Raw genomic sequence first — 20,640 nt, forward strand, 5'->3', positions numbered from 1 at the left:
TTTCATTCCTATGCACATGATAAAGCAATGAAACGTATACAAATACTAAAAAGAAAAAAAGGTGATAAACATGAAAGACTCAAATCAACTACAAGAAAGAGCATTACAACTATTACAAGAGCGCGGTGTAACAATTGACGATATTGCTGATCTTGTTCATTTTCTTCAAAAGAAATACCATGCAAATTTAGAGATGTCAGAATGTCGTTATAACGTTGAGCGTGTACTATCAAAACGAGAAGTACAAAACGCTCTTATTACAGGCATTGAACTTGATGTCCTTGCTGAAAAAGGAATGTTAAGTCAGCCGTTACAAGATATCGTAAAACGCGATGAAGGACTATATGGAATTGATGAAGTCATCGCACTTTCAATCGTTAACGTGTACGGGTCAATTGGCTTCACGAACTTTGGATATATCGATAAATTAAAACCAGGTATTTTAGAATACTTAAATGATAAATCAACTGGAAAGGTGCATACATTCCTTGATGATATCGTTGGCGGAATCGCTGCCGCTGCTTCAAGTCGTTTAGCGCACCGTGCTGAGCATTCGGAATAAGGGGTCTAGGCCGTCAGTTTCACACTGACGGCCTTTCATATTCCATAAGCATGAACTCTCTTCCACGGCTCAAAAAAAGAGGTCCTACTTGAAATCCAATGTTTTTATACAGCCTAATCGCTCTCTTATTGAATGTCGCTACACTCAGTCGAAACATTTTCGAATTCAATTCCTCAGTAGCAAATGCTATTCCCGCTTGAAAAAATATTTCCCCCATCCCTTTTCCTGTTAACTCCGGCTTCATTCCAAGCCCAATATCTACTACATCTTCTCCCCTATATAAATTAGCATCTCTTCCCCCTGGCACTTGTGCATTTTCTCCAAAACAAAAATAGCCGATGAATTCTCCATTCTCTCCGCAACAACCGTAATACGTCCCATCTAGCAACTCTTCTATTACTTCAGCATCTCCCGAAAAGCTATATAACGTATAGGGATTTTCATACTTCCACGTATTTATTTCTTTCGCTTCTTCTTCTGTTAACTTATGTATATCCATTCATCTCGCTCCTTATCAAATACTCTACTAATCTATATGTATTTACTCATTCATTTTCCAAACTTGATTCTCCTCTAATCGTAATATGCATAGTTACATACGCACACCCCTTTAAAAAATGCTAAAATTTATTTGAATCGCTGTTGTTACACTTCTTGATTAAGAAAGACTGTTAACCGGAAAATTAACGTCTTATCAAACCCAAGCAATTGGCACGTTTTGTCATCATGAAAGACACTCGAAAGAGTGTCTTTTTTCTATACCTGAGCAGGACCTGCTCATTTACAAAATTAATGCATAAATTAATATAACTCTTAAACCCATTATTCCCTTTCTATACGTTGCAGCGTTCGTTGCGACAGATTCGGATAATAAAAAGCACTCCAGCCAGAGTGCTTTTTACTTTCAAACAAGGAGGTTACATATATGGATAGTACTCTTGTATTTAACTTTGGCATTGGTATTGTTATCATTTTATTCGTCTTCTTTGTACTTTGTATGAGCGGGATATAGTAATCTTTTATGCTGATAACTCCTTTAAAGTATCACTCAATTTAAACTTTCTTAATTGTAATGAAGCAATCATTGCTGCTCCTGCTCCGAGTATAATGCTAGCTAGTGCCAATATTAAAACTTGATTATACGGAATGATAATAACCGTTAACTCTAAGCTTGATAACACAATATAACTAAATACAATTCCACCTAAAACCCCAATACAACCAGCTATCGCTCCAAGTAAAGTGCCCTCTAATAAAACAATCCGTCTCATTTGCTTCGGAATAGCTCCTACCGCACGAATCATACTAATTTCAGCACGTCTTTCATGTAAACTTGAGACAATCGCATTCATTAACCCTATACCAGAAATAATGAAAACAATTACAACTAACAAGCGAATTAACATCATCATTTGCGATAATAACTGCTTCTGTTCTTTTAATAAATCATGGCTATTAATAACTTCTACGTTCTCTTTATTATTTGTAATTTGTTTTACTTGCTTCTTAATCTCTTCAAATGATTGATTAGAATTTGTCATAACTTGAATTGCTTCATATCCTTGCACGTGAAACTTATCACGAACCCATTGTTCATTTACGAAAATGTCTAATCCTCTTCCCCTTAATCCTTGCTCAATAATCGAAACGACTTTAATCGTTTGTTTTTCTTTCCCTTTTCCTTGTACTTCAATCGTATCATGCAACTGAATCCCTAATGTTTTAGCAGTTCTCTTCGTAACGACTCCCTCACCATCTTGTAATGGCTTATTTAAATCTTGTCCTGTAATCACTTTCGCTTTTGTTACTTTTTGATAAGCAACAATATCATTCCCCACAACTTCTATCACATCATATTCAAAATCATCTTTCCTCACATTTTCATACCACTCTTGATCCGCTTTTTTAAAATCATAATTTATAAGCTTCGCTGTAAAGTCAGTAACATTTGCTACGCTCTCTTCTACACCATCAATTTTTTTAACCTTCTCCATCCAACTAAATGGTAATACTTCAGTACTTTGCGACTCTATTGGAATTCTTATTACTAAATCAGCTGGTAAATGTTTTTGTAACCCATCTTTCATGCCTTCGTAAATAGAGTTTATATACATCGTTCCAACAAGTGCTAACATAAAACCAAATGCTAGTATAGCAACCGATACAGCTGCCTTATTTCGATAACGAATTACATTTCGGCTACTAATCGTCGTTTCAATTCGTAATATCATTTGAAGTGGTTTTGCAATCACTGGTGCTATCATCCGAATAAATAACGGAATCGCAAATAACAAACCGACCGCAAATAACAGCGCACCTATCGCACTTGGATTAAAACCGATATATCGCTCTAATACGTTACCCGCTAGTCCAATAACAGTACCAATGATTAAAATGCTACCACTAAAAGCACTCCACCTTTTTTCTTTTTTCTCATTACTAGGAAGACCTGGCCTAAGCGCTTGAACTGGTGGAATCTTTCTAACCATAAAGGCTGGTATAATAGCCCCTATGATAGACATAACAATCCCTAGTAAAAACGTAATGAGTAAAATCTCGCCTGAAATCGAGAATGATTCTTTCACTGCCCCCTCAATATTCACCCATTTATTAATAGATGATGCGGCGATTGTTTGCGTACCTGCTCCAAGAATAACTCCTGCTAGTGATCCGATTGCCCCAATACATAAAGCCTCTAATAAAACGACTAATATAATTTGATTTGGATTACTACCAAGTGCACGTAATAATGCCCATTGCTTAAATCGACTTCTGACAGATAAGAAGAAACTTCCCATTATTAAAAGGGCTACAACAAATAAGGCAATACCACCTAAACTAAAAATTAATGGCTTCATTACATTTAGGCGTTCAAATGCCTTATCTACATAAGTACGTTGGTCCACCTTTATATTTTCAATCTTTTTATGTACATCAAAAGCAATTGCTTTTTTCACATTTACATCTTGTACTTTCACTTGAACAAGATTGAATTGATTTAGTAAATTTAATTCTTTTTGAAGCCAATGGATTGGAAAATAAGCACTATGCCCCATTGACGCCATTAACGGTGGATTTAAAATACCGACAACTTTCACAGCCTTTTCACCATGCTGCGGGAATGGCAGTTTAATCGTATCTCCTACCCGTATATTTTCACGATCTGTATACCCTTTTGTCAGTGCTACTTCAGCACCTTCTTTCGGATATCGTCCTTCTAATATTTTATAAGAATGCATTTCTGGAGAATCTTGCTCAACACCCCAATAAGATGGCTTTCCCGATAGTTCTTTATAATGTGGAAAAGGATACGGTATAAGTGCTTTTGATATTTTTTCAGCATTTTCTAAGCCATCTATTCCTTTTAAACTTTCATTATTTAAATACATGTCATTTTTTATATAGCCAAATTGTAAATTATAATCTCCATACCGACTTACTACTTGTTCCTTCACACTTTGCTCTACTGATTGATTACCTAGTAATAACATCGTCGCTAACATAACACCTAAAGCTGCACCGAGGGCAATCAACATATTTCGCAACCAATTTTGTTTCATCGATTTTACCGCATACTTAATTACCCATCGCATCACCTTTACCTCCTACTTTAAAGTGACGATTCATAATCTCTTGAATGTGAGTAACTTGTTGCGGGATATTTCGAAATTTCCACCCTTTACTTTCAGTATGCTCATGAATCACCTCACCATCTAATAAGAAAACGACTTTATCAGCATGGGCCGCTACGAACGGATCGTGCGTTACAATGACAGCTGTTTGCCCTAATTCATCACATGCATTGCGAAGTGCCGCGATAATATTTTTGCTGTTTTCTGAATCTAACGCCCCTGTTGGCTCATCTGCTAATATAATAGCCGGCTCATTTGCAAAAGCTCTTGCTATCGCAACCCTTTGCTGTTGCCCACCTGATAACTGTGCTGGTAAATGCTTTTCTTTTCCTTTCAATCCAACGAGCTCTAATAAACGATTTGCTGTCACAGTTGCCTTCTTTTGCGAAACATTATCTAATAGTAAAGGCAACCCTACATTTTCCTCCGCATTAAACACTGGAATTAAATTAAACTGCTGAAAAATAAAACCGATTTTATGCCTTCTAAATAAAGCGAGCTCTTTTTCTTTTAATGTTGAAATCTCCGTACCATCAACTCGAATACTACCTACCGATGGAATATCTAAACCACCTAAGAGCTGAAGTAAAGTCGTTTTACCCGATCCACTTGCCCCCATAATACAAACAAAGTCACCTTTTTGAATTTGAACATTAATATCTTTTAAGATCTTTACTTTACTATCCCCAATATCAAACGATTTTTCTAACCCTTCAATTTCAATAATATTCATCCCAATATCCCCTTCTCTCTATTTACCAATCTATATATTCTATTCGGAAATGCAGAATCCCTACTATTTTGTATTTTTTTGTCACATACTAACATTTATATTAATGGGCCGTAAGACTCCCACCTATTAAAATTTCACTTTATTTCTCACGTCAGAAAAGTTGACTCTCGCAACGGAAGTAACCATAATAATTACACGAATATATAAAAACTATTCACATATCCACAATTAGGAGGAAGAACAATGAAACATGTGATCGTTTATGCACACCCGAATACAGAAAGCTTTAACCATGCAATTTTAGAAACTGTAAAAAGTGAATTAGAAGGAAAAGGTCATGAAGTACGCGTTCGTGATTTATACGAATTAAACTTCAATCCAGTATTAGGTGCTTCCGATTTCATCTCATTTTCCCAAGGAAACACACCAGAAGATATTAAAGAAGAACAAAAGCATATCTCTTGGGCTGATAGTATTACATTCATTTACCCAGTTTGGTGGGCGGGTCTTCCTGCTATTTTAAAAGGATACGTTGACCGTGTATTTAGCCACGGCTTCGCTTATGCTTACGGTGAGAATGGTATTGAAAAGTTATTAAGCAGTAAAAAAGGATTATTATTATCTACGATGGGAAATTCGAAAGAAGTATACACAGCAGGCGGTATGTTTGATGCAATGAAAAAAACAACTGATGCTGGTATTTTTGAATTTACAGGCATTGAAACACTGGAGCATACATTCTATACAAGTGTTCCTTCTGTGGATGACAGTGTGCGTAAACAATATCTTGAAGAAGTTAAAGACGTAGTGAATCGTGCGTTTTAATAAAAAAACTCCGGTTATAACAACCGGAGTTTTTATTTCATCATCAATTTCGGAATATATCTTTGAAGAATGCTTTCTAATTCATTCATATCTTCCTGTCTAATAAGTAAATTCACATTATCATTCATTTTTTCTCGCCCGCGATATAAAAATATATTTTCTTTTGGATTTTCCCATGTTGATGTTTTATAGCCTTTTAATTCTTCGTATGAATAAAAGTTCAATCCGTCTATTACACCTTTTTCATATATTTGTACACTTTTAATCAGATTTATCGCTATTAAAATCATAAAACAACTTGCTACAGCATAACTACCTGACTGAATGAGAAACTGTTCAAATGTACCAATATCACCACTTACGTATTGAGCATATGTATACATACATTGTCCGATGAAATACGCCGGTCCAAGTGATGCAATCCAACGCCGTTTCACCCGAGGATATGTTGCAATAAGCTTTCCCGCGCTTTTTTTCATTTCATTTATTTTATATATCTTCCATAGAACAAAGAATAAAACACATAATGTAAAAATAAACATAATACATGACATCCAGTACACTCTTATTTTCCCCCTTCACATCATTACATATAAATTTTACATTTTAAATCCCTATAGTACATATGCAATTGTGCATAAAAAAACAGGTAACCTTTTCTGGTTACCTGCATTTCATTACATCTTCTCAATCCACTCCGTCAAGTTGTGCACAACTTGCGTCGGTTGTACTTCATATTCTGTTAACTTGTCCACAGTTGTTACTCCAGTGTGGACAAGAAGGGTATGCATACTAGCATTTATCCCCGCTAAAATATCTGTATCATAGTTATCCCCAACCATTAAAGCTTCTTCTTTTCCTATGCCAAGCACTTTTAACGCTTGTTCCATAATGATTGATTCTGGTTTACCAATAAAGATTGGGTCCACACCTGTTGATACTGCAACAACTGATGTTAATGAACCGTTACCTGGTAATAATCCGCGCTCAGTTGGAATTGCGATATCCCCATTTGTTGAAATAAACGTTGCACCGTTACGCACAGCAAGGCACGCTTTTGCTAATTTTTCATATGTGATATCGCGATCTAAACCAACAATGACGAAATCAGGATTTTCATCCACAATTTCAAATCCCTTTTCCACAAGAGCAGCGTGTAAGCCCTCTTCACCAATCATATATACAGTCGCATCTTGTTTACGCTCATAAATAAAGTTCGCTGTAGCCATACTCGTTGTAAATACTTGCTCCGCTTTCGCTGGAATATCGAAACGAACAAGCTTTTCTGCAACTTGTTCTGGTTTACGAGTTGAGTTATTTGTAACGAATAAATATGGAATACCGCGCTCTCCTAACGCTTTTACGAAATCGCTTGCTTCTTCAATTTGTTCTTCACCACGATACATTGTACCGTCTAAGTCAATTAAATAGCCTTTATACATCTGTTTGTCTCTCCTTCTATGCTAACGTTCTCACCTATCATACCACTCTTATATTAATCCCTTTTTCAAAAGAAAAAAACGCTTTACCCTAAAGCGTCCCATAACGTTCATTTTTTCTCTTTTATTTGGTACGAACAATTACAATCGCCCACGCACATGTTCGTTAGCGCTTTCACATTTGCACCTGTAAATAACCGCTTGTACATATCTTTTTCATCTTCACACACTTGCGGGTATTTCTCCGCTATTTCCTTTAACGGACAGTTTTGCTTTTCAAGTATGAAAGAGCGTTCCCCATCTCTCTTTATTTGAACCATATAACCATTTTTCTCTTGCATAGCAGCTATTTCCTGTACTTTATATGCTAAATTACTTTGATTACTTATCTTCTTTTGCAACTGCTCTTCCATTCGTTTCGTTCTCGCTTGTAAAACGTAACGAAGCATTTTTTCATCGCCCATTCGAGCTAAATCATCTAGTATTTCAATAGCAAACTGCTTATATTCTTTCGGGAATGTATCTTCTCCCTTTTGACTTAATCCATACAAATATGTTGGGCGTCCAACTTGCTGCCTTACCATCTTTGAATAAATTAGCTCATCATTTTCTAGTTTACTTAAATGTCGACGAATCGCCATCTCTGTAATTTCTAAAGCTTCGGCTAATTCTGCTACAGTATGCTCTCCTTTTATCTTCAGTAATTGTACAATCTCTTCTCTCGTAGTACGTGCTTCCCCCATAGCTCACCCTTCTCCCTTTTCTTTCTCCTATACAATATAAGATCCCCAAAGGAATTCCCGGGGATCTTATAAGCACAATTATTCTGGTACAAATGCAGATACAGGTCCTAATTCCTTTTCTAAATAACTGTGAATATTCGCTGGGTATTTCTCTACCACGGCGATATGTTTTTGAATTGTCTTATATAATTCATCATGATTCATTTGAATATAGTCTTGCGTAAGCATTTTTCGAAGAAGAAGAATTTCTTTAATATGCGCTCCCTCTTCTCCACTTATAACTCTCTCGTCCATTAAAATATCAATAATATCTTCGTAACTTCCTGGATCGCGCATAATAAATCCATCAATCATCGCATTCCCTACATCTAATATACAATCGATAATAAGATGCGCCATGCGCTCTAATGCGTAAAATTCAAACTCGGTTTCATATGTCTTTTTCTCTTGAAATGTATTTGTTGCTCGTTCTAAACATACTAGCATTTGTTCTATTTTCTTTCTGTCTACGAAGTACATGAATGTCACCTACCTGGAAATTAAAGCATTTACATTTTAATTGTAACGCTTTCTTCTGAAAAAATCGACAATTTTTCGAATTCACCTTTTCCTCGTTATTTGTTATAGTTATATTTGTATGATTTTTGAAATTGGAGGAATGCAACCTTGGAACGTGAACTCGCACTAGAAATTGTCCGTGTAACAGAAGCAGCAGCCTTAGCATCCGCACAGTGGATGGGCCGCGGAAAGAAAAACGAAGCAGATGATGCAGCAACTACAGCTATGCGTGATATGTTCGATTCAGTAAACATGGCAGGTACAGTTGTAATCGGTGAAGGAGAACTTGATGAAGCACCGATGTTGTATATTGGTGAAGAACTAGGAACAGGTAACGGTCCAGAAGTAGATATCGCCGTTGATCCATTAGAAGGTACAAACATCGTTGCAAAAGGCCTTGCAAATGCAATGGCAGTTATCGCAATCGCAGATAAAGGAAACCTTCTTCATGCTCCGGATATGTACATGGAAAAAATCGCGGTTGGTCCAAAAGCAGCTGGTAAAATTAGCTTAGATGATCCAATTGAAAAAACAATTGATATTGTAGCAGAAGCAAACAATAAAAAAATTCGTGACCTAACGGTTATCATCCAAGAACGTGAACGTCATCAAGATATTATTGACCGTGTTCGTGCAAAAGGTGCACGCGTAAAACTATTTGGTGATGGAGATGTTGGTGCATCAATCGCAACGGCTTTACCTGGAACAGGTATCGACTTATTCGTAGGTGTTGGCGGAGCTCCAGAAGGCGTTATTTCTGCAGCAGCATTAAAATGCCTTGAAGGTGAAATGCAAGCTCGCTTAGTTCCAATGAACGAAGAAGAAGAAGCTCGTTGTCGTGAAATGGGATTAGAAGATCCTCGTCAACTTCTTATGTTAGATGACTTAGTATCTGGTGATGATGCAATCTTCTCAGCAACAGGTGTATCTGCTGGTGAATTATTAGACGGCGTGAAATTCCTTGGCGGAGATTTAGCTGAAACATATTCTATCGTAATGCGTTACAAAACAAGAACAGTACGTTTCATTAAAACGCATCACCATTTAGATCATAAACCACACTTAAACTTAGATATTTAATAAAGGAGCCATGTGTATGGAAGAACGTTTCTTTCTGTACGACGATACAGTCGCTACAAAAACGCGTTTCGTTAGCTTTTTGGGGGAAAATGAGCGTCATGATTTAGCGCTTCTATACTCCGACCGTCATTACGGTAAAACGATAGTCCTTGATATGCAAAGCAACAAATTTGCTATCATCGGTCCTGACGATTTAAACGAACAAGGCTACTTAGAGCATGCATTTTCGATGTCTGAAGAAAATGCAGAAGAATTACGCTCATTTTTATTTGAACTTATATAATTTATCTGGAGCACCAGCTATGTTAGCTGGTGTTTTTTTACAATTTATATTTTGAATTTTCAATCTTATATGTTATACTTATGAACAAATCTATTTGGATAGAAAGGACGTTATCTGCGTATGCCAACATTTACTTTGTAATGGATCAGCAATTGGATAGCATTACTCTCAAAAAAGCACCGTGCTTTTTCAAGGGAGTAGTCTGCCCATTCCCATTACGAAGGAACGTAACGCATCTGTAGTATGATGTTTACGGAGGTTCCTCTTTCGGGAACCTCCTTTTATTTTTGTCTACTTCTTATGTCTTCATACTACAAGACATCCAAATAGCTGTATTACGTTCCTTTGCCACTAATATAAGAGGTGAAGGAAAATGCAAAAAGTACAACTTTCTTGGAGTTTATATGAAAACGAACTAGCAACAATAGAAAAATATTGTAAAAATTGCAGGCGTACTACCCTTTTTACCGACACGAACATTCGCAGGCATAACGCAAACGGAAAGAACATATACCGATTTGCAATTTATAAATGTCCGAAAGATCATACGTGGAATCAAAAACTTCATATTTATAAATCATTTACTGATCACGTCGAAACTGTCGAGATGACTCAGCAAGAACAAACGGAAACAAGTACTACCATTTCCATTACACAATACAAAGAAAGTGGTATAGCCGAAATAACGATCGTATTAGACATAGTTTTCGGTTCCCACCGGATTGATAAAGTGTTATCCACATATATTTCAGATTGGAGCCGCGCTGCCATTGTGGATAAAATTAAAAATGGTCGTATTCAGTTAAACGGACGACACCTGAAACCAAACACAACACTCACTGAAGGTGATTTCATCTCAATTTGTTTATAAAGGAGACGATTATGCTAAAAATAAGAAAAGGCACAATTGATTTATTGGACGAATTAGATGTGATGTATGCAGAATGTAAAGAAGCACTCTTACAGAACAAAATTTATCAATGGGATGATTCTTATCCGACGCGAGAACACATTTCCTATCATTTAGAACAAGACGAATTATATTGTCTATTCCAAGACCAAGTACTTGTCGGCGCTGTTGTCTTAAACGAAGCAGAGTCTCCAGAATACAAATTAATTGACTGGTCAGAAACAGAAGGACACTTTCTTATCGTCCACTCTTTTGTCATCCATCCGCTCGCGCAAGGCAAAGGATATAGTAAAGTACTATTATCCTTTTGGGAAAGCGAAGCAAGGCAGATGAGCTACAAAGGAATACGCCTAGATTGTTTTACAGGTAATCCCGTTTCATTAGGCCTATATGAAAAAAACAATTATATTTGCCGAGGTGCTGTTTATTTCAAAAGTAAACAGCCTCCTCATAATTGGTATAACTGTTATGAAAAAATCCTCTTACAATCGTAAGAGGATTTTTTCATTTCTTCACTTTTCGTAATACAAAGTGTGCACAACCGAAGTTACAGTACTCGTATAAATACTCTGATAAAGTACTAATTTTCGTATCATATGTCGAACGTTGATTACTATCATCAAAGAATCCGCGCAATCTAAGTTGCTCATAACCCCAGTCTCCAACGATATAATCATATTTATTTAAAATTTCTGCATAGCGCTCTTTAAGTGCTTCTTCACTAAAACCGTCACGAAAGTTTTTAATTACTTCGTACTGAACATTATTAACGCTCACCGTAGTATGAATCTCTTGCTTTTGCTCCATTATGAACTTCCTCTCTAAGCATTCTTCTTTTTATCGTATCACAAAGCATAACAACCAACAATTTCAAATACAAAAAATTGAAAATTAGTGCATGCTATGGAGAAGGAGGTGCTACATCGTGAAAAAACAAATTATACTCTCTCTTCTCACTCTTTCCTTATTTGCAGGCTGCCAATCAACTAATAAAGCCGAAATGGAGCGTGAAGAAGGAAGTCGTGTTCTTGTTTCCAACAAAAACGACATGTATCATACGGAAAATACAAATACACGGCTCACAAGGGTGGGCTATTCATCTAAACAAAAACATGAAGTATCTAACAAACAAGTAGGCGCCATTAACCGTGAGAAAGTCGCTGAAATGATTACAAGCATGACAGTCAAACTTCCTGACGTCACCAATGCCGCTACACTCGTTACCGACGACGAAGTGTTCGTTGTATACCGTGCAAACACAACGGATCCGAAACTCGTAACAGATCAAGTATATAAAACTGCTTTGTCCATCGTTCCTCGCTATTATAAAGCATATGTATCAACAAACCAAAAGTTGATTTCTCAAATTCAAGGTCTTCAATCTGGTAGCTTAAACGATAAAGAATATGAACAAAGTCTTGATATGTTAAAACGTGAAATGAGCGATAATCCTCATTTGAACAATACGGGGGATCAAACTTTAAATGACATGATTAAAAAATAAAAAGGTGGAGAAAACCTCCACCTTTTTACTATTTCTTACGATCCGCATAAACCTCCATCGCATCACACATAAACTGCGCTAAACCTTCACCAAACTTATCAATATTTTTCGTAAAACGCTCATCAGCAACATACATTTGACCGAGTCCCTTAAAGGCCTCTAATGAATATTCACCGAAGTTTTGCAAGTAATCGTACCATACCCCGATTGCGGATTGCGCCTCTTTAGAATCAGGTGCTCCATTTCGAAGTGTTGCTAGATTTCTGTAAATATTATTAAACTCCTCCTGTTTCTCTTTAGACATCCCCTTCGCTGTTTTATTCGCTTTATCTACAGCCTCATCTCCCCATCGTTCACGTGCTTCTTCTTCGTATGGGTTATGACTAAAATCAAATCCTTCAAATTTCTCTTTATTCGTCATATCAATCTCTCCTTTTGTATGCTGAATTGTTTTATTAATCGTCGCTATCACCTTATCTAACCTGGCACGCTTTTCAAGAAGCATTTTCTTATGAAGCTGTAGCGCTTCTTCATGATCAAATGATGGACTCATGATAATTTCTTTAATCTTCTTCAAAGGGAAGCCTAGCTCTTTAAAAAATAAAATTTGCTGCAGTGTCTCTAAATTTCCATTGGAATACAGACGATATCCAGACTCTGTCGTCTCATCTGGGGTTAACAACCCAATTTCATCGTAATGATGCAGTGTGCGCACACTAATCCCAACTAAATTAGCTACTTCTTTTACCCTCATTGTCATGCGTATCTCCCCCTTAATACATACGATAAAGTATGACGCAACGTTAGAGTCAATAAGTAAATTCATTTATCTCTAAAAGTTTCATCTCTCCCATATTTCATGCATAATAGATATGTACATATATTAGAAAGCGGTGAAAGTATGGTTTCAAATACTGTAATTGCCAGCATCATATTTCAACTCGTTGTTTCGGTTCTGGTCCCAATTATTGTACTCGTTTATTTCCGTAAAAAATATAATATTAATTGGAAAGTGGTCGGCGTTGGTGTTCTTATCTTTATTGGATTTACCCAAATTCTCGAAACACCGTTCCACCTATTTATGCGTGGTAATCCAGCAATCGCTCCATTTTTAGAAAATCCGTATGTCTTTGCAATTTATGGCGGACTAACTGCTGGTATTTTTGAAGAATTAGGACGCTTCGTTGCCTTCTTCTTCCTACTAAAAAAATATCTAGAATATAAAGATGGCTTCGCTTATGGAATTGGTCATGGCGGGATTGAATCCATTTTAGTTGGCGGATTCTCTGCATTGCAGACACTTATATTCGCTAATGCTATTAACAATGGTAGCTTCACTCAAATGGCAGAAAAACTACCACAATTAAATCTTGTAAAGGATATGTTAATAGAACAACCTGCTTATTTATACTTCCTTGGCAGCTTGGAAAGAATTATGGCTCTTGTATTGCAAATTGCCTTCACAATGCTTGTCGTATACGCAGTAAAACAAAAGAAATACATTTTCCTCGTATACGCTATACTATTCCACGCACTTGTAGACTTTTTCGCAGCACTTTACCAAACAAAAACAATTAACATCTTTGTTGCAGAAGGAATTACTCTTCTCTTCGCGATTGGTGGTTTCATTCTTATTCGTAAAATGAAAGAGAAATTAGTAAGTGTGCCAGAATAAAAAATAACCCACCCGTTGGTGGGTTATTTTTTATATGGATTTTCGTAGTGATGATAACTTTTCTCCCCTTGCAGCTCCCTCTTTGTTTCCGCATCTATAACGATGTACTTATGGAACTCATCTGCTTCATTTTGAGAAAAGGAAGCAAAAAAATAAAGTGAAACTTTAATCAGTGGGGGTTTATCCACTGATTATTAGTTGAACCAATCGGGCTTTTACGGGCAGTTGATCTCCCATTTAACTACTTTTCTTTAAAACTGAATTTTGCGGTGGGAGTCTTACTGCCCGTTAATGCGGGGTAAACTTGACGATCAGGGTGAACAAAAAAATCTTGAAGTACCACGCTACTACGACAGCCGACAGCTGTTTTTTGTCGGGAGATAAATTCTGCATCTTGTACTTCTTTCCATAAAATTTTCTTTCGAACACTATACGAAGCATTTTTGTATTCCTTATAGACCTTCTTATCTAACTGTTCATAAAATAGATTTTCATTCACAAACAATTTATTTCGATTGCTTGGATAGTCTAATTTTTGATTTGATTGTGCATATGTTGTGGACAATTGCGCGAGAAAACAAATACTGAATACAATACATATCATTTTTTTCATCATTACACCTCAAATGTTCATTTATCCACATTACTTTTCCACATACTTAGATCACTATTCCGTTTCCAATAAAAAGGAATTATTTCCACATTTGTCGAAGTATATAGCGTCAACTTGAAAGATGGGGATGAATTATGAAGAAAATTATTGTAATACGACATTGTTCCGCAACTGGACAAAAACGTGATGCCGAATTAACGTTTGTCGGAAAAGATCAAGCTAACACCCTTGCTACATTCCTCTTAGAAAATCAGCTACAAATAGATCATATTATTTCGAGCCCATTTGTCCGAGCTATCGATTCCATTCGGCCCTATGCGCTCAAAGCTAACCTATCTATCGAAGAGGATGAACGATTAGCTGAACGTATATTAAGCAACGTTCCGATGGATGATTGGATGCAAAAACTAGAATCTACTTTTACAAACATAGATATTGCCTTTTTAGGCGGAGAGTCAACAAAACAAGCAACGGACCGTGCTATATCGCTTATCCAAGACGTTTTAAAGTTAAACCATACTACAACACTACTCGTTACACATGGAAACTTACTTACGCTCATTTTAAAGCACTTTGATCGTACGATCGGCTTTAATGAATGGAAAACTTTAACGAATCCTGATATTTATGAAATTACACTTGATGAACAATCTATCATAAAACGATTATGGGAAGCACCATCCAAGTAATATCCCTTTCCAATACATTCAGTTGACACCGCGAGGAGATATGGTAGAACTGCAGTAAACATAGAGAGGGGTATCATTCAATATGTACGAAGACGTACTTTCTTTACTACATAAAACAAATGCTTCTTATGAAAAATTTGAACACGAACCAGTACTTGACTATGAAACAGATCGTATCGTTCGTGAAAGACTTGGTTTGCAAGGCACTCCAAGTAAAAGCTTATTTTTAAAATCAAAATCCGGGGAGCATTACGTATTCTTTACGTTAGAAGGCACTCGCCTCAACCGAGGAGAGATGAAGGAAATAACAGGAGAGAGCTTATCTCTCTGTTCTCCTAATGAGCTAAGAGAAGAGACTGGTTGCACTCCTGGATGTGTAGCTCCTTTCGGTTATTCACAAGATGTAACGATTATTGTGGACAGTTCAATTTATACTTACGATAAAATTTTAATTACACCTGGTGTACCTGAATTTACAATTGAATTATCCACAGAGGAATTAAAAAAGATTTTATCCACATGTCAAAATAAAGTTTTAGAGTATAAGAAAAAAGAGAGCTAATGATTAGCTCTCTTTTTTCATTATTTCGCTTCTGCTGTTTTTTCTTTTGCAGAACGTACTTGCTCGTCCGCATGATAAGAAGAACGTACAAGTGGACCAGCTTCACAGTGGCTAAATCCTTTGCTAAGTGCAATTTCTTTTAGCTCTGCAAATTCTGCTGGTGGATAATATTTAATAACTGGTAAATGCTTCTTAGATGGTTGTAGGTATTGTCCAAGAGTTAAAATATCCACATTGTTTGCACGTAAGTCATCCATTGCTTCAATTAAATCTTCTCTCGTTTCACCTAAGCCCAGCATAATGCTCGATTTAGTTGGAATATCAGGCTGCATTTCTTTTGCTCGACGTAAAAACTCTAATGAACGGTCATATTTTGCTCTAGCGCGAACTCGGTTAGATAATCGACGTACTGTTTCAATGTTATGGTTCAAAATATCTGGTTTTGCATCCATTAACATTTTTAAGTTTTCTTCTACCCCACCCATATCAGATGGTAATACTTCGATAGACGTGAATGGATTTTCACGACGTACAGCGCGTACTGTTTCAGCAAAAACAGCTGCTCCGCCGTCCTTTAAATCATCACGTGCAACCGCTGTTATAACAACGTGCTTTAAGCCCATTTGTACTACAGAATCTGCTACGCGTTCTGGCTCTTGTAAATCAAGCTCAGTTGGTAAGCCTGTTTTAACCGCACAAAAACGACAAGCACGTGTACAAACCGCACCTAAGATCATAAATGTTGCTGTTTTCCTTACAGCCCAGCATTCATGAATATTCGGACATTTCGCCTCTTCACAAACTGTATGAAGATTCTTAGAACGCATCATTTTCTTTAAGCCTGTATAGTTTTCATTCGTGTTTAACTTAATTTTCAACCATTCGGGCTTGCGCTTATACTCTGTTTGTTTTGTCATGGTTATCAACTCCGCACAATATGAAATAGTTTACCGTGTTCGCTTCTTTCAATGTAACATATCTATTCTAACGTATGAAAGCGATTTGCTCAAATGAAGATTCTAAGATTTTTTCCAATCGTTCCCTATAATGAAATACTCCGTATATCCCACACTAAAAAGAGTGATGTTGTGAAAGGAGTCTATTTCATGCTTCGAAAAATTTCTCTTTTGCTTTCGATTTGCTTTCTTCTCCACCAAAACATCGCTTACGGTGAAGATAATCAGCAAAGCATATATGAAAAGCGCATGGCACTATATAAAGAAACTGAGCAATCTTCCGGTATTCCGTGGTATTACTTAGCCGCAATGGATCAATACGAAAGAAACATACGGAGCGTAAGAAAAGATATTCCGAAAAAACCAGATGCCATCATTTCCCTTTATTTCAAACCTGAAATATGGGCTGGACCTGTTAATAGTAATGATACTCTCCCCCATACAATTTCTCTATTTGGCGGAATGGGTTTAGATGGTGACAAAGATGGATTTGCAAATGCAAATAACGACCGTGATCTTCTGCAGACAGCAGCAACCATTTTAAAGAAACAAGGAACGTCGGAAGACCGTATTAACATTATGCTTTGGGAATATTATAGACGTGCAAAAACAGTTGAATTAATTACAGAATACGCCCGAATTTATAAACATTATGGACGCATTAATTTAGAAGGCAATGCTTTCCCTCTCCCGATTCGCAGTGACCATAGCTATCGTAGTACTTTCGGTGCTGGTAGAAGCTTTGGCGGCAGGAGGATTCATGAAGGAACCGATATTTTTGCTGGATATGGCGTACCAGTACGATCAACTTGCTATGGCGTTATTGAAACAAAAGGATGGAATCGTCTTGGTGGATGGCGCATTGGTATTCGTGACCTTCATAATAATTACCACTATTACGCTCATTTAGGCGGGTTCTCTAAAGAAATACAGCTCGGACAAATTGTCGAACCAGGAAAAGTAATCGGATTTGTCGGTAGTACCGGCTACGGTCCTCCTGGTACAGCTGGAAAATTCCCGCCCCACTTACATTTCGGCATGTATAAAGACAATGGCTATACAGAATGGGCTTTCGATCCATACATGCATTTAAGCCTTTGGGAACGAAAAGAACGAGCAAATACAAAACGATAACCGTAGCAAATTGCTACGGTTATTTTTTATAAATATAAATCAATAGAACACTACTGACTAATTATCCATTTTCTTTTTATCTGGTACAACAACTCCCCCGCTTCCGTAATAAGTAGGCACTTCACCTTGAACGATGCGCGTCGCAATCGGAATGTTTTGCTTCACTTTAATTTCTTTCGTGCGTAACGGAATCATAACTTGTAACGTCACTTCCACTTCCATAATAATTTTGATCGCTGTATTATTAATTCCTTGAGGCTCAACTAATTGTTTAATATCCGTATTCACATGACCAATTGGCGTAAAATTAATCGGAATATCCGGTCCTATATTACCAAGAAGCGCATTATCAGTTATGCGCCCAAAAGGAACTGACATAGATACCCCATTCTCTTCAAAAATACCAAGTGCTTTCGTATCCCCTTTTTCTACTTGTTGTAAATATTTTTCTATGTATGCGGTAGTCGATGTTAATATTTCATTTACTTGTTTTGTATTTAAATCAATTGTAGATACTTTCCCGTTCCTATCCGTTTGTACTTTCATTAATGAATCTACATCAAACCCTTCATTAATTCGGTCTTTTACCGCTTTCGTCATAACTGCTGTTGCCATTTTATGAGTCTCTGTTTCCCCATACTTAATTAACGTTGGCTGAATACTTTTATTTACAATCCATAAACCTTGAACTACCATTACGATAAAAATAATAAATGAAATAAGCAGTATATACCGAAAGGAAATCGGTCCCCTTCGAAACCGCGAATTTTTCGAACGAAATATGCCCATAAGAAAACCCTCCTTCTTATATTATTTCTATGCAAGAAAGAGGGACGATATATGCTTATCTCATTTTTAATAGTGCATCTTTTCCGATTGTGCCTACCGGAATACCTAAAGCTTCGGCTCCAGTCGTTACTGATTCCAGCGGTGCTTCAAGAAGTTGTTCAATCGTTCTTACACCAACCGCACGGCCAGCAATAATTCCTCGATCACCTAACTTCTCATTTAGAAGACCTACATCTAAAGCACCGCACATAATATATCCTTTATCGCTCATTACAGCTAGCAAATTTGTCTTTGGAAGTTTTACGCTAACAGCAATGAACGTATAGTTATCAATTATAATTGGCTCTACATTAACCATAGTTCACACTCCTCTCTTTCTTATCTTTATGACAAGAGAAAAATGAGTGTTACAAGTTAACTAGCCTATAGTTTGACTGAAGATGTATAAGTTATCAACATGTCTGTTAACACATCTCTAAGCAATTCCGGCATATAATATTGTTTGTCAGAAAGTGTGGATAGCTCTGGGTATAAGTATCCGAATGTAAACATATCAATCGTTCCTACCGTATATATCCGGTCTAATTCCAGCGATTCGCCGTTAATCAATACATCTTCTAGTAAAATTTTATTCCCTGGAATCGTATCTGGAATCACTTCCAAACCATCGTAAATCATTTTCCCCATTACTTTTCCACGAAATCCGAATCCTTTCACCTCAAGATTCTCCATATTCGGGCGGCGCGCTTTCAAAATAACTTCTCTTAACGTTTTCCCTGGTACTTTTAACAGACATGGATTAATGGGATGTGGACAAATCCGATGAATATCTCCGCGCGTCACAACACCTTCATTTAATCCCTCAAGAAGTACACCAGCATTCACCATCCCAACATCCGCATTACACCACTCTTTAAGTGCACTTGCCAACATATGAGAAAACGTCGTCTCCTTAAACCAATCAACCGGCAATGATTCTTTTAAATGAACGACAGGCTCGGCCATTATCTGTTTACTTTCTTCCTTTAGCATTTCAATTGTGGATAACGGCTCGCTATAAGCACCTAACCGTTCAGTCTTAATCGCTCTACCGTCTTTTTTCAACAGTCTCTTCGTCTCTTTATCCACAGTAAGCTGAACGTGACCAACGTAATGTCCCCACTTTTCACAACAGCAAAGCAAGGTATTATCCACAAGAATGCCACGCTCAAATAAATGATGCGTATGTGCCCCTAAAATAACATCTATATCATAATGCTCCGCCATATACTCATCCATACTTTTTCCAAGATGAGAAAGCACAACAGTAATATGAGCTGTATCCTTAACTTCTTCTAAAATAGACTCTAAATGGATGATTGGATCTTCAATATGCCAATCTAACATATGATAAAACTCTGGATAAGCTACCGTTAATCCAATAAAGGCAATCGTAATCCCATCTGTCGTTGTATGTAATTTATAAGGCTGCGCCCACGCTGGACGTACACCTTCTTTTTCAAATAAGTTCGCTACAAGCACCTCAAAACCAGCATCATCATATAGACGATTCAAATGCTCTTTCGCCAATGTAATTCCTTCATTATTTCCGATCGTTACATAATCATATAACGCCTCATTTAATAATTTTGTATTCCCAAGTCCATTTGTCGCTTCCGAAATACTATGAAAACGATCCACATGATCGCCAATATCCACAGTTAAAACAGTCTCTCCCGCCTCCTGTCTTCGCCTTTTCTCCCCTAGTACAAACCGAGAAATTTGCGGCCAATTTTCAAAATGACTATGTATATCGTTTGTATGATAAAGGTGGATGATTGTTTCTTTATTTATATTCAGAGAAAAAACCTCCTCTCAGTTCCTTACTGCCATTTACGCTATACGTACGCAATAATCCTGTAAATACTTTTCGTCTTTTCTTGCTATTCTACATTGTACTCGCATTATAAGAAA

At 36.9% G+C, this 20,640-nt stretch carries 24 protein-coding genes and 1 pseudogene; 11 read left to right on the plus strand and 14 right to left on the minus strand.

Annotated elements, in window-relative coordinates; translation table 11 throughout:
• Positions 1 to 70: 70 nt before the first annotated feature.
• On the plus strand, positions 71 to 562 hold the full coding sequence (locus NSQ08_RS23525; protein ID WP_002015902.1) for a phosphatidylglycerophosphatase A family protein: 492 nt from the start codon (positions 71 to 73) through the stop codon (positions 560 to 562).
• A gap of 19 nt (positions 563 to 581) precedes the next feature.
• Here the strand turns inward: NSQ08_RS23525 and NSQ08_RS23530 are convergent, their stop codons facing one another.
• From NSQ08_RS23530 to NSQ08_RS23540, 3 genes are all read right to left on the minus strand, one after another.
• The gene (locus NSQ08_RS23530; RefSeq protein ID WP_002015903.1) at positions 582 to 1,061 is read right to left on the minus strand and encodes a GNAT family N-acetyltransferase; all 480 of its coding nucleotides are present in this window, start codon (positions 1,059 to 1,061) and stop codon (positions 582 to 584) included.
• Positions 1,062 to 1,581: 520 nt separating this feature from the next.
• Entirely contained in the window at positions 1,582 to 4,155 is a 2,574-nt protein-coding gene (locus tag NSQ08_RS23535; protein ID WP_340779157.1) for an FtsX-like permease family protein, read from the minus strand.
• The gene (locus tag NSQ08_RS23540; protein ID WP_012261926.1) at positions 4,139 to 4,927 is read right to left on the minus strand and encodes an ABC transporter ATP-binding protein; all 789 of its coding nucleotides are present in this window, start codon (positions 4,925 to 4,927) and stop codon (positions 4,139 to 4,141) included. The genes NSQ08_RS23535 and NSQ08_RS23540 overlap by 17 nt, the downstream gene beginning before the upstream one ends.
• A 243-nt stretch (positions 4,928 to 5,170) precedes the next feature.
• On the opposite strand from NSQ08_RS23540, the gene NSQ08_RS23545 reads away from it, so the two are divergent.
• Positions 5,171 to 5,752, plus strand: coding sequence for an NAD(P)H-dependent oxidoreductase (locus NSQ08_RS23545; protein ID WP_002129727.1), 582 nt, complete (start codon positions 5,171 to 5,173; stop codon positions 5,750 to 5,752).
• Positions 5,753 to 5,784: 32 nt separating this feature from the next.
• Here the strand turns inward: NSQ08_RS23545 and NSQ08_RS23550 are convergent, their stop codons facing one another.
• From NSQ08_RS23550 to NSQ08_RS23565, 4 genes are all read right to left on the minus strand, one after another.
• On the minus strand, positions 5,785 to 6,315 hold the full coding sequence (locus NSQ08_RS23550) for an iron ABC transporter substrate-binding protein (RefSeq protein WP_340779161.1): 531 nt from the start codon (positions 6,313 to 6,315) through the stop codon (positions 5,785 to 5,787).
• Between the two features lie 114 nt (positions 6,316 to 6,429).
• On the minus strand, positions 6,430 to 7,194 hold the full coding sequence (locus NSQ08_RS23555) for a TIGR01457 family HAD-type hydrolase (protein ID WP_002129729.1): 765 nt from the start codon (positions 7,192 to 7,194) through the stop codon (positions 6,430 to 6,432).
• 107 nt (positions 7,195 to 7,301) lie between these two features.
• Positions 7,302 to 7,934 carry a helix-turn-helix transcriptional regulator gene (locus NSQ08_RS23560; RefSeq protein ID WP_340779163.1) on the minus strand — a complete coding sequence of 211 codons (633 nt, stop codon included), beginning with the start codon at positions 7,932 to 7,934 and terminating at the stop codon, positions 7,302 to 7,304.
• Positions 7,935 to 8,012: 78 nt separating this feature from the next.
• On the minus strand, positions 8,013 to 8,453 hold the full coding sequence (locus NSQ08_RS23565) for a DUF86 domain-containing protein (RefSeq protein ID WP_193652087.1): 441 nt from the start codon (positions 8,451 to 8,453) through the stop codon (positions 8,013 to 8,015).
• 147 nt (positions 8,454 to 8,600) lie between these two features.
• On the opposite strand from NSQ08_RS23565, the gene glpX reads away from it, so the two are divergent.
• The 4 genes from glpX (at position 8,601) to NSQ08_RS23585 (ending at position 11,259) form a co-directional block, all read left to right on the plus strand.
• Positions 8,601 to 9,572 (plus strand): class II fructose-bisphosphatase, encoded by a 972-nt coding sequence (gene glpX, locus NSQ08_RS23570; RefSeq protein WP_002015911.1) that lies wholly within the window; start codon positions 8,601 to 8,603, stop codon positions 9,570 to 9,572.
• A 16-nt stretch (positions 9,573 to 9,588) separates the two neighbouring features.
• A complete protein-coding gene (locus NSQ08_RS23575; protein ID WP_002034592.1) occupies positions 9,589 to 9,855 on the plus strand; it encodes a DUF3055 domain-containing protein in 267 nt (88 codons plus the stop codon).
• Positions 9,856 to 10,228: 373 nt separating this feature from the next.
• The gene (locus NSQ08_RS23580) at positions 10,229 to 10,726 is read left to right on the plus strand and encodes a S4 domain-containing protein (protein WP_240380713.1); all 498 of its coding nucleotides are present in this window, start codon (positions 10,229 to 10,231) and stop codon (positions 10,724 to 10,726) included.
• 11 nt (positions 10,727 to 10,737) lie between these two features.
• Positions 10,738 to 11,259: a GNAT family N-acetyltransferase gene (locus NSQ08_RS23585; protein WP_002160005.1), complete on the plus strand. Its 522-nt coding sequence runs from the start codon at positions 10,738 to 10,740 to the stop codon at positions 11,257 to 11,259.
• Between the two features lie 10 nt (positions 11,260 to 11,269).
• Here NSQ08_RS23585 and NSQ08_RS23590 read toward each other — a convergent pair whose 3' ends face one another.
• On the minus strand, positions 11,270 to 11,572 hold the full coding sequence (locus tag NSQ08_RS23590; RefSeq protein ID WP_002015914.1) for a YutD family protein: 303 nt from the start codon (positions 11,570 to 11,572) through the stop codon (positions 11,270 to 11,272).
• A gap of 118 nt (positions 11,573 to 11,690) precedes the next feature.
• On the opposite strand from NSQ08_RS23590, the gene NSQ08_RS23595 reads away from it, so the two are divergent.
• Positions 11,691 to 12,269, plus strand: a complete 579-nt coding sequence (locus NSQ08_RS23595) for a YhcN/YlaJ family sporulation lipoprotein (RefSeq protein WP_002015915.1) — start codon at positions 11,691 to 11,693, stop codon at positions 12,267 to 12,269.
• 28 nt (positions 12,270 to 12,297) lie between these two features.
• Here NSQ08_RS23595 and NSQ08_RS23600 read toward each other — a convergent pair whose 3' ends face one another.
• A complete protein-coding gene (locus NSQ08_RS23600) occupies positions 12,298 to 13,029 on the minus strand; it encodes a MerR family transcriptional regulator (protein ID WP_087996409.1) in 732 nt (243 codons plus the stop codon).
• Positions 13,030 to 13,128: 99 nt separating this feature from the next.
• Here NSQ08_RS23600 and NSQ08_RS23605 point away from each other — a divergent pair, with 99 nt between their 5' ends.
• Positions 13,129 to 13,944, plus strand: coding sequence for a YhfC family intramembrane metalloprotease (locus tag NSQ08_RS23605; protein WP_201064060.1), 816 nt, complete (start codon positions 13,129 to 13,131; stop codon positions 13,942 to 13,944).
• Between the two features lie 301 nt (positions 13,945 to 14,245).
• Here NSQ08_RS23605 and NSQ08_RS23610 read toward each other — a convergent pair.
• Positions 14,246 to 14,557 (minus strand): annotated as a pseudogene (locus NSQ08_RS23610) (hypothetical protein); the annotation flags it as partial.
• A gap of 134 nt (positions 14,558 to 14,691) precedes the next feature.
• Between NSQ08_RS23610 and NSQ08_RS23615 the strand changes: the two are divergent.
• Both NSQ08_RS23615 and NSQ08_RS23620 read left to right on the plus strand, forming a co-directional pair.
• Positions 14,692 to 15,246, plus strand: a complete 555-nt coding sequence (locus NSQ08_RS23615; RefSeq protein ID WP_340779174.1) for a histidine phosphatase family protein — start codon at positions 14,692 to 14,694, stop codon at positions 15,244 to 15,246.
• An 82-nt stretch (positions 15,247 to 15,328) separates the two neighbouring features.
• Positions 15,329 to 15,808, plus strand: coding sequence for a YbaK/EbsC family protein (locus NSQ08_RS23620; protein ID WP_002034581.1), 480 nt, complete (start codon positions 15,329 to 15,331; stop codon positions 15,806 to 15,808).
• Between the two features lie 20 nt (positions 15,809 to 15,828).
• On the opposite strand, the gene lipA is transcribed toward NSQ08_RS23620, so the two are convergent.
• Positions 15,829 to 16,725 carry a lipoyl synthase gene (gene lipA / locus NSQ08_RS23625; RefSeq protein ID WP_002034580.1) on the minus strand — a complete coding sequence of 299 codons (897 nt, stop codon included), beginning with the start codon at positions 16,723 to 16,725 and terminating at the stop codon, positions 15,829 to 15,831.
• Between the two features lie 189 nt (positions 16,726 to 16,914).
• Between lipA and NSQ08_RS23630 the strand changes: the two genes are divergently transcribed.
• Positions 16,915 to 17,898, plus strand: a complete 984-nt coding sequence (locus NSQ08_RS23630; protein ID WP_088040370.1) for a M23 family metallopeptidase — start codon at positions 16,915 to 16,917, stop codon at positions 17,896 to 17,898.
• A gap of 57 nt (positions 17,899 to 17,955) precedes the next feature.
• Here the strand turns inward: NSQ08_RS23630 and yunB are convergent, their stop codons facing one another.
• The 3 genes from yunB to NSQ08_RS23645 all read right to left on the minus strand — a co-directional run bounded on the left by yunB (position 17,956) and on the right by NSQ08_RS23645 (position 20,526).
• Positions 17,956 to 18,687, minus strand: coding sequence for a sporulation protein YunB (gene yunB, locus NSQ08_RS23635; RefSeq protein WP_063218098.1), 732 nt, complete (start codon positions 18,685 to 18,687; stop codon positions 17,956 to 17,958).
• A gap of 55 nt (positions 18,688 to 18,742) precedes the next feature.
• Positions 18,743 to 19,045: a YunC family protein gene (locus tag NSQ08_RS23640; RefSeq protein WP_002015926.1), complete on the minus strand. Its 303-nt coding sequence runs from the start codon at positions 19,043 to 19,045 to the stop codon at positions 18,743 to 18,745.
• Between the two features lie 65 nt (positions 19,046 to 19,110).
• Positions 19,111 to 20,526 carry a bifunctional metallophosphatase/5'-nucleotidase gene (locus tag NSQ08_RS23645; RefSeq protein WP_340780231.1) on the minus strand — a complete coding sequence of 472 codons (1,416 nt, stop codon included), beginning with the start codon at positions 20,524 to 20,526 and terminating at the stop codon, positions 19,111 to 19,113.
• Positions 20,527 to 20,640: the final 114 nt, after the last annotated feature.

It is taken from the genome of Bacillus sp. FSL E2-8887, from assembly GCF_038007205.1.
In the GTDB taxonomy this organism is placed as follows: domain Bacteria; phylum Bacillota; class Bacilli; order Bacillales; family Bacillaceae_G; genus Bacillus_A; species Bacillus_A mycoides.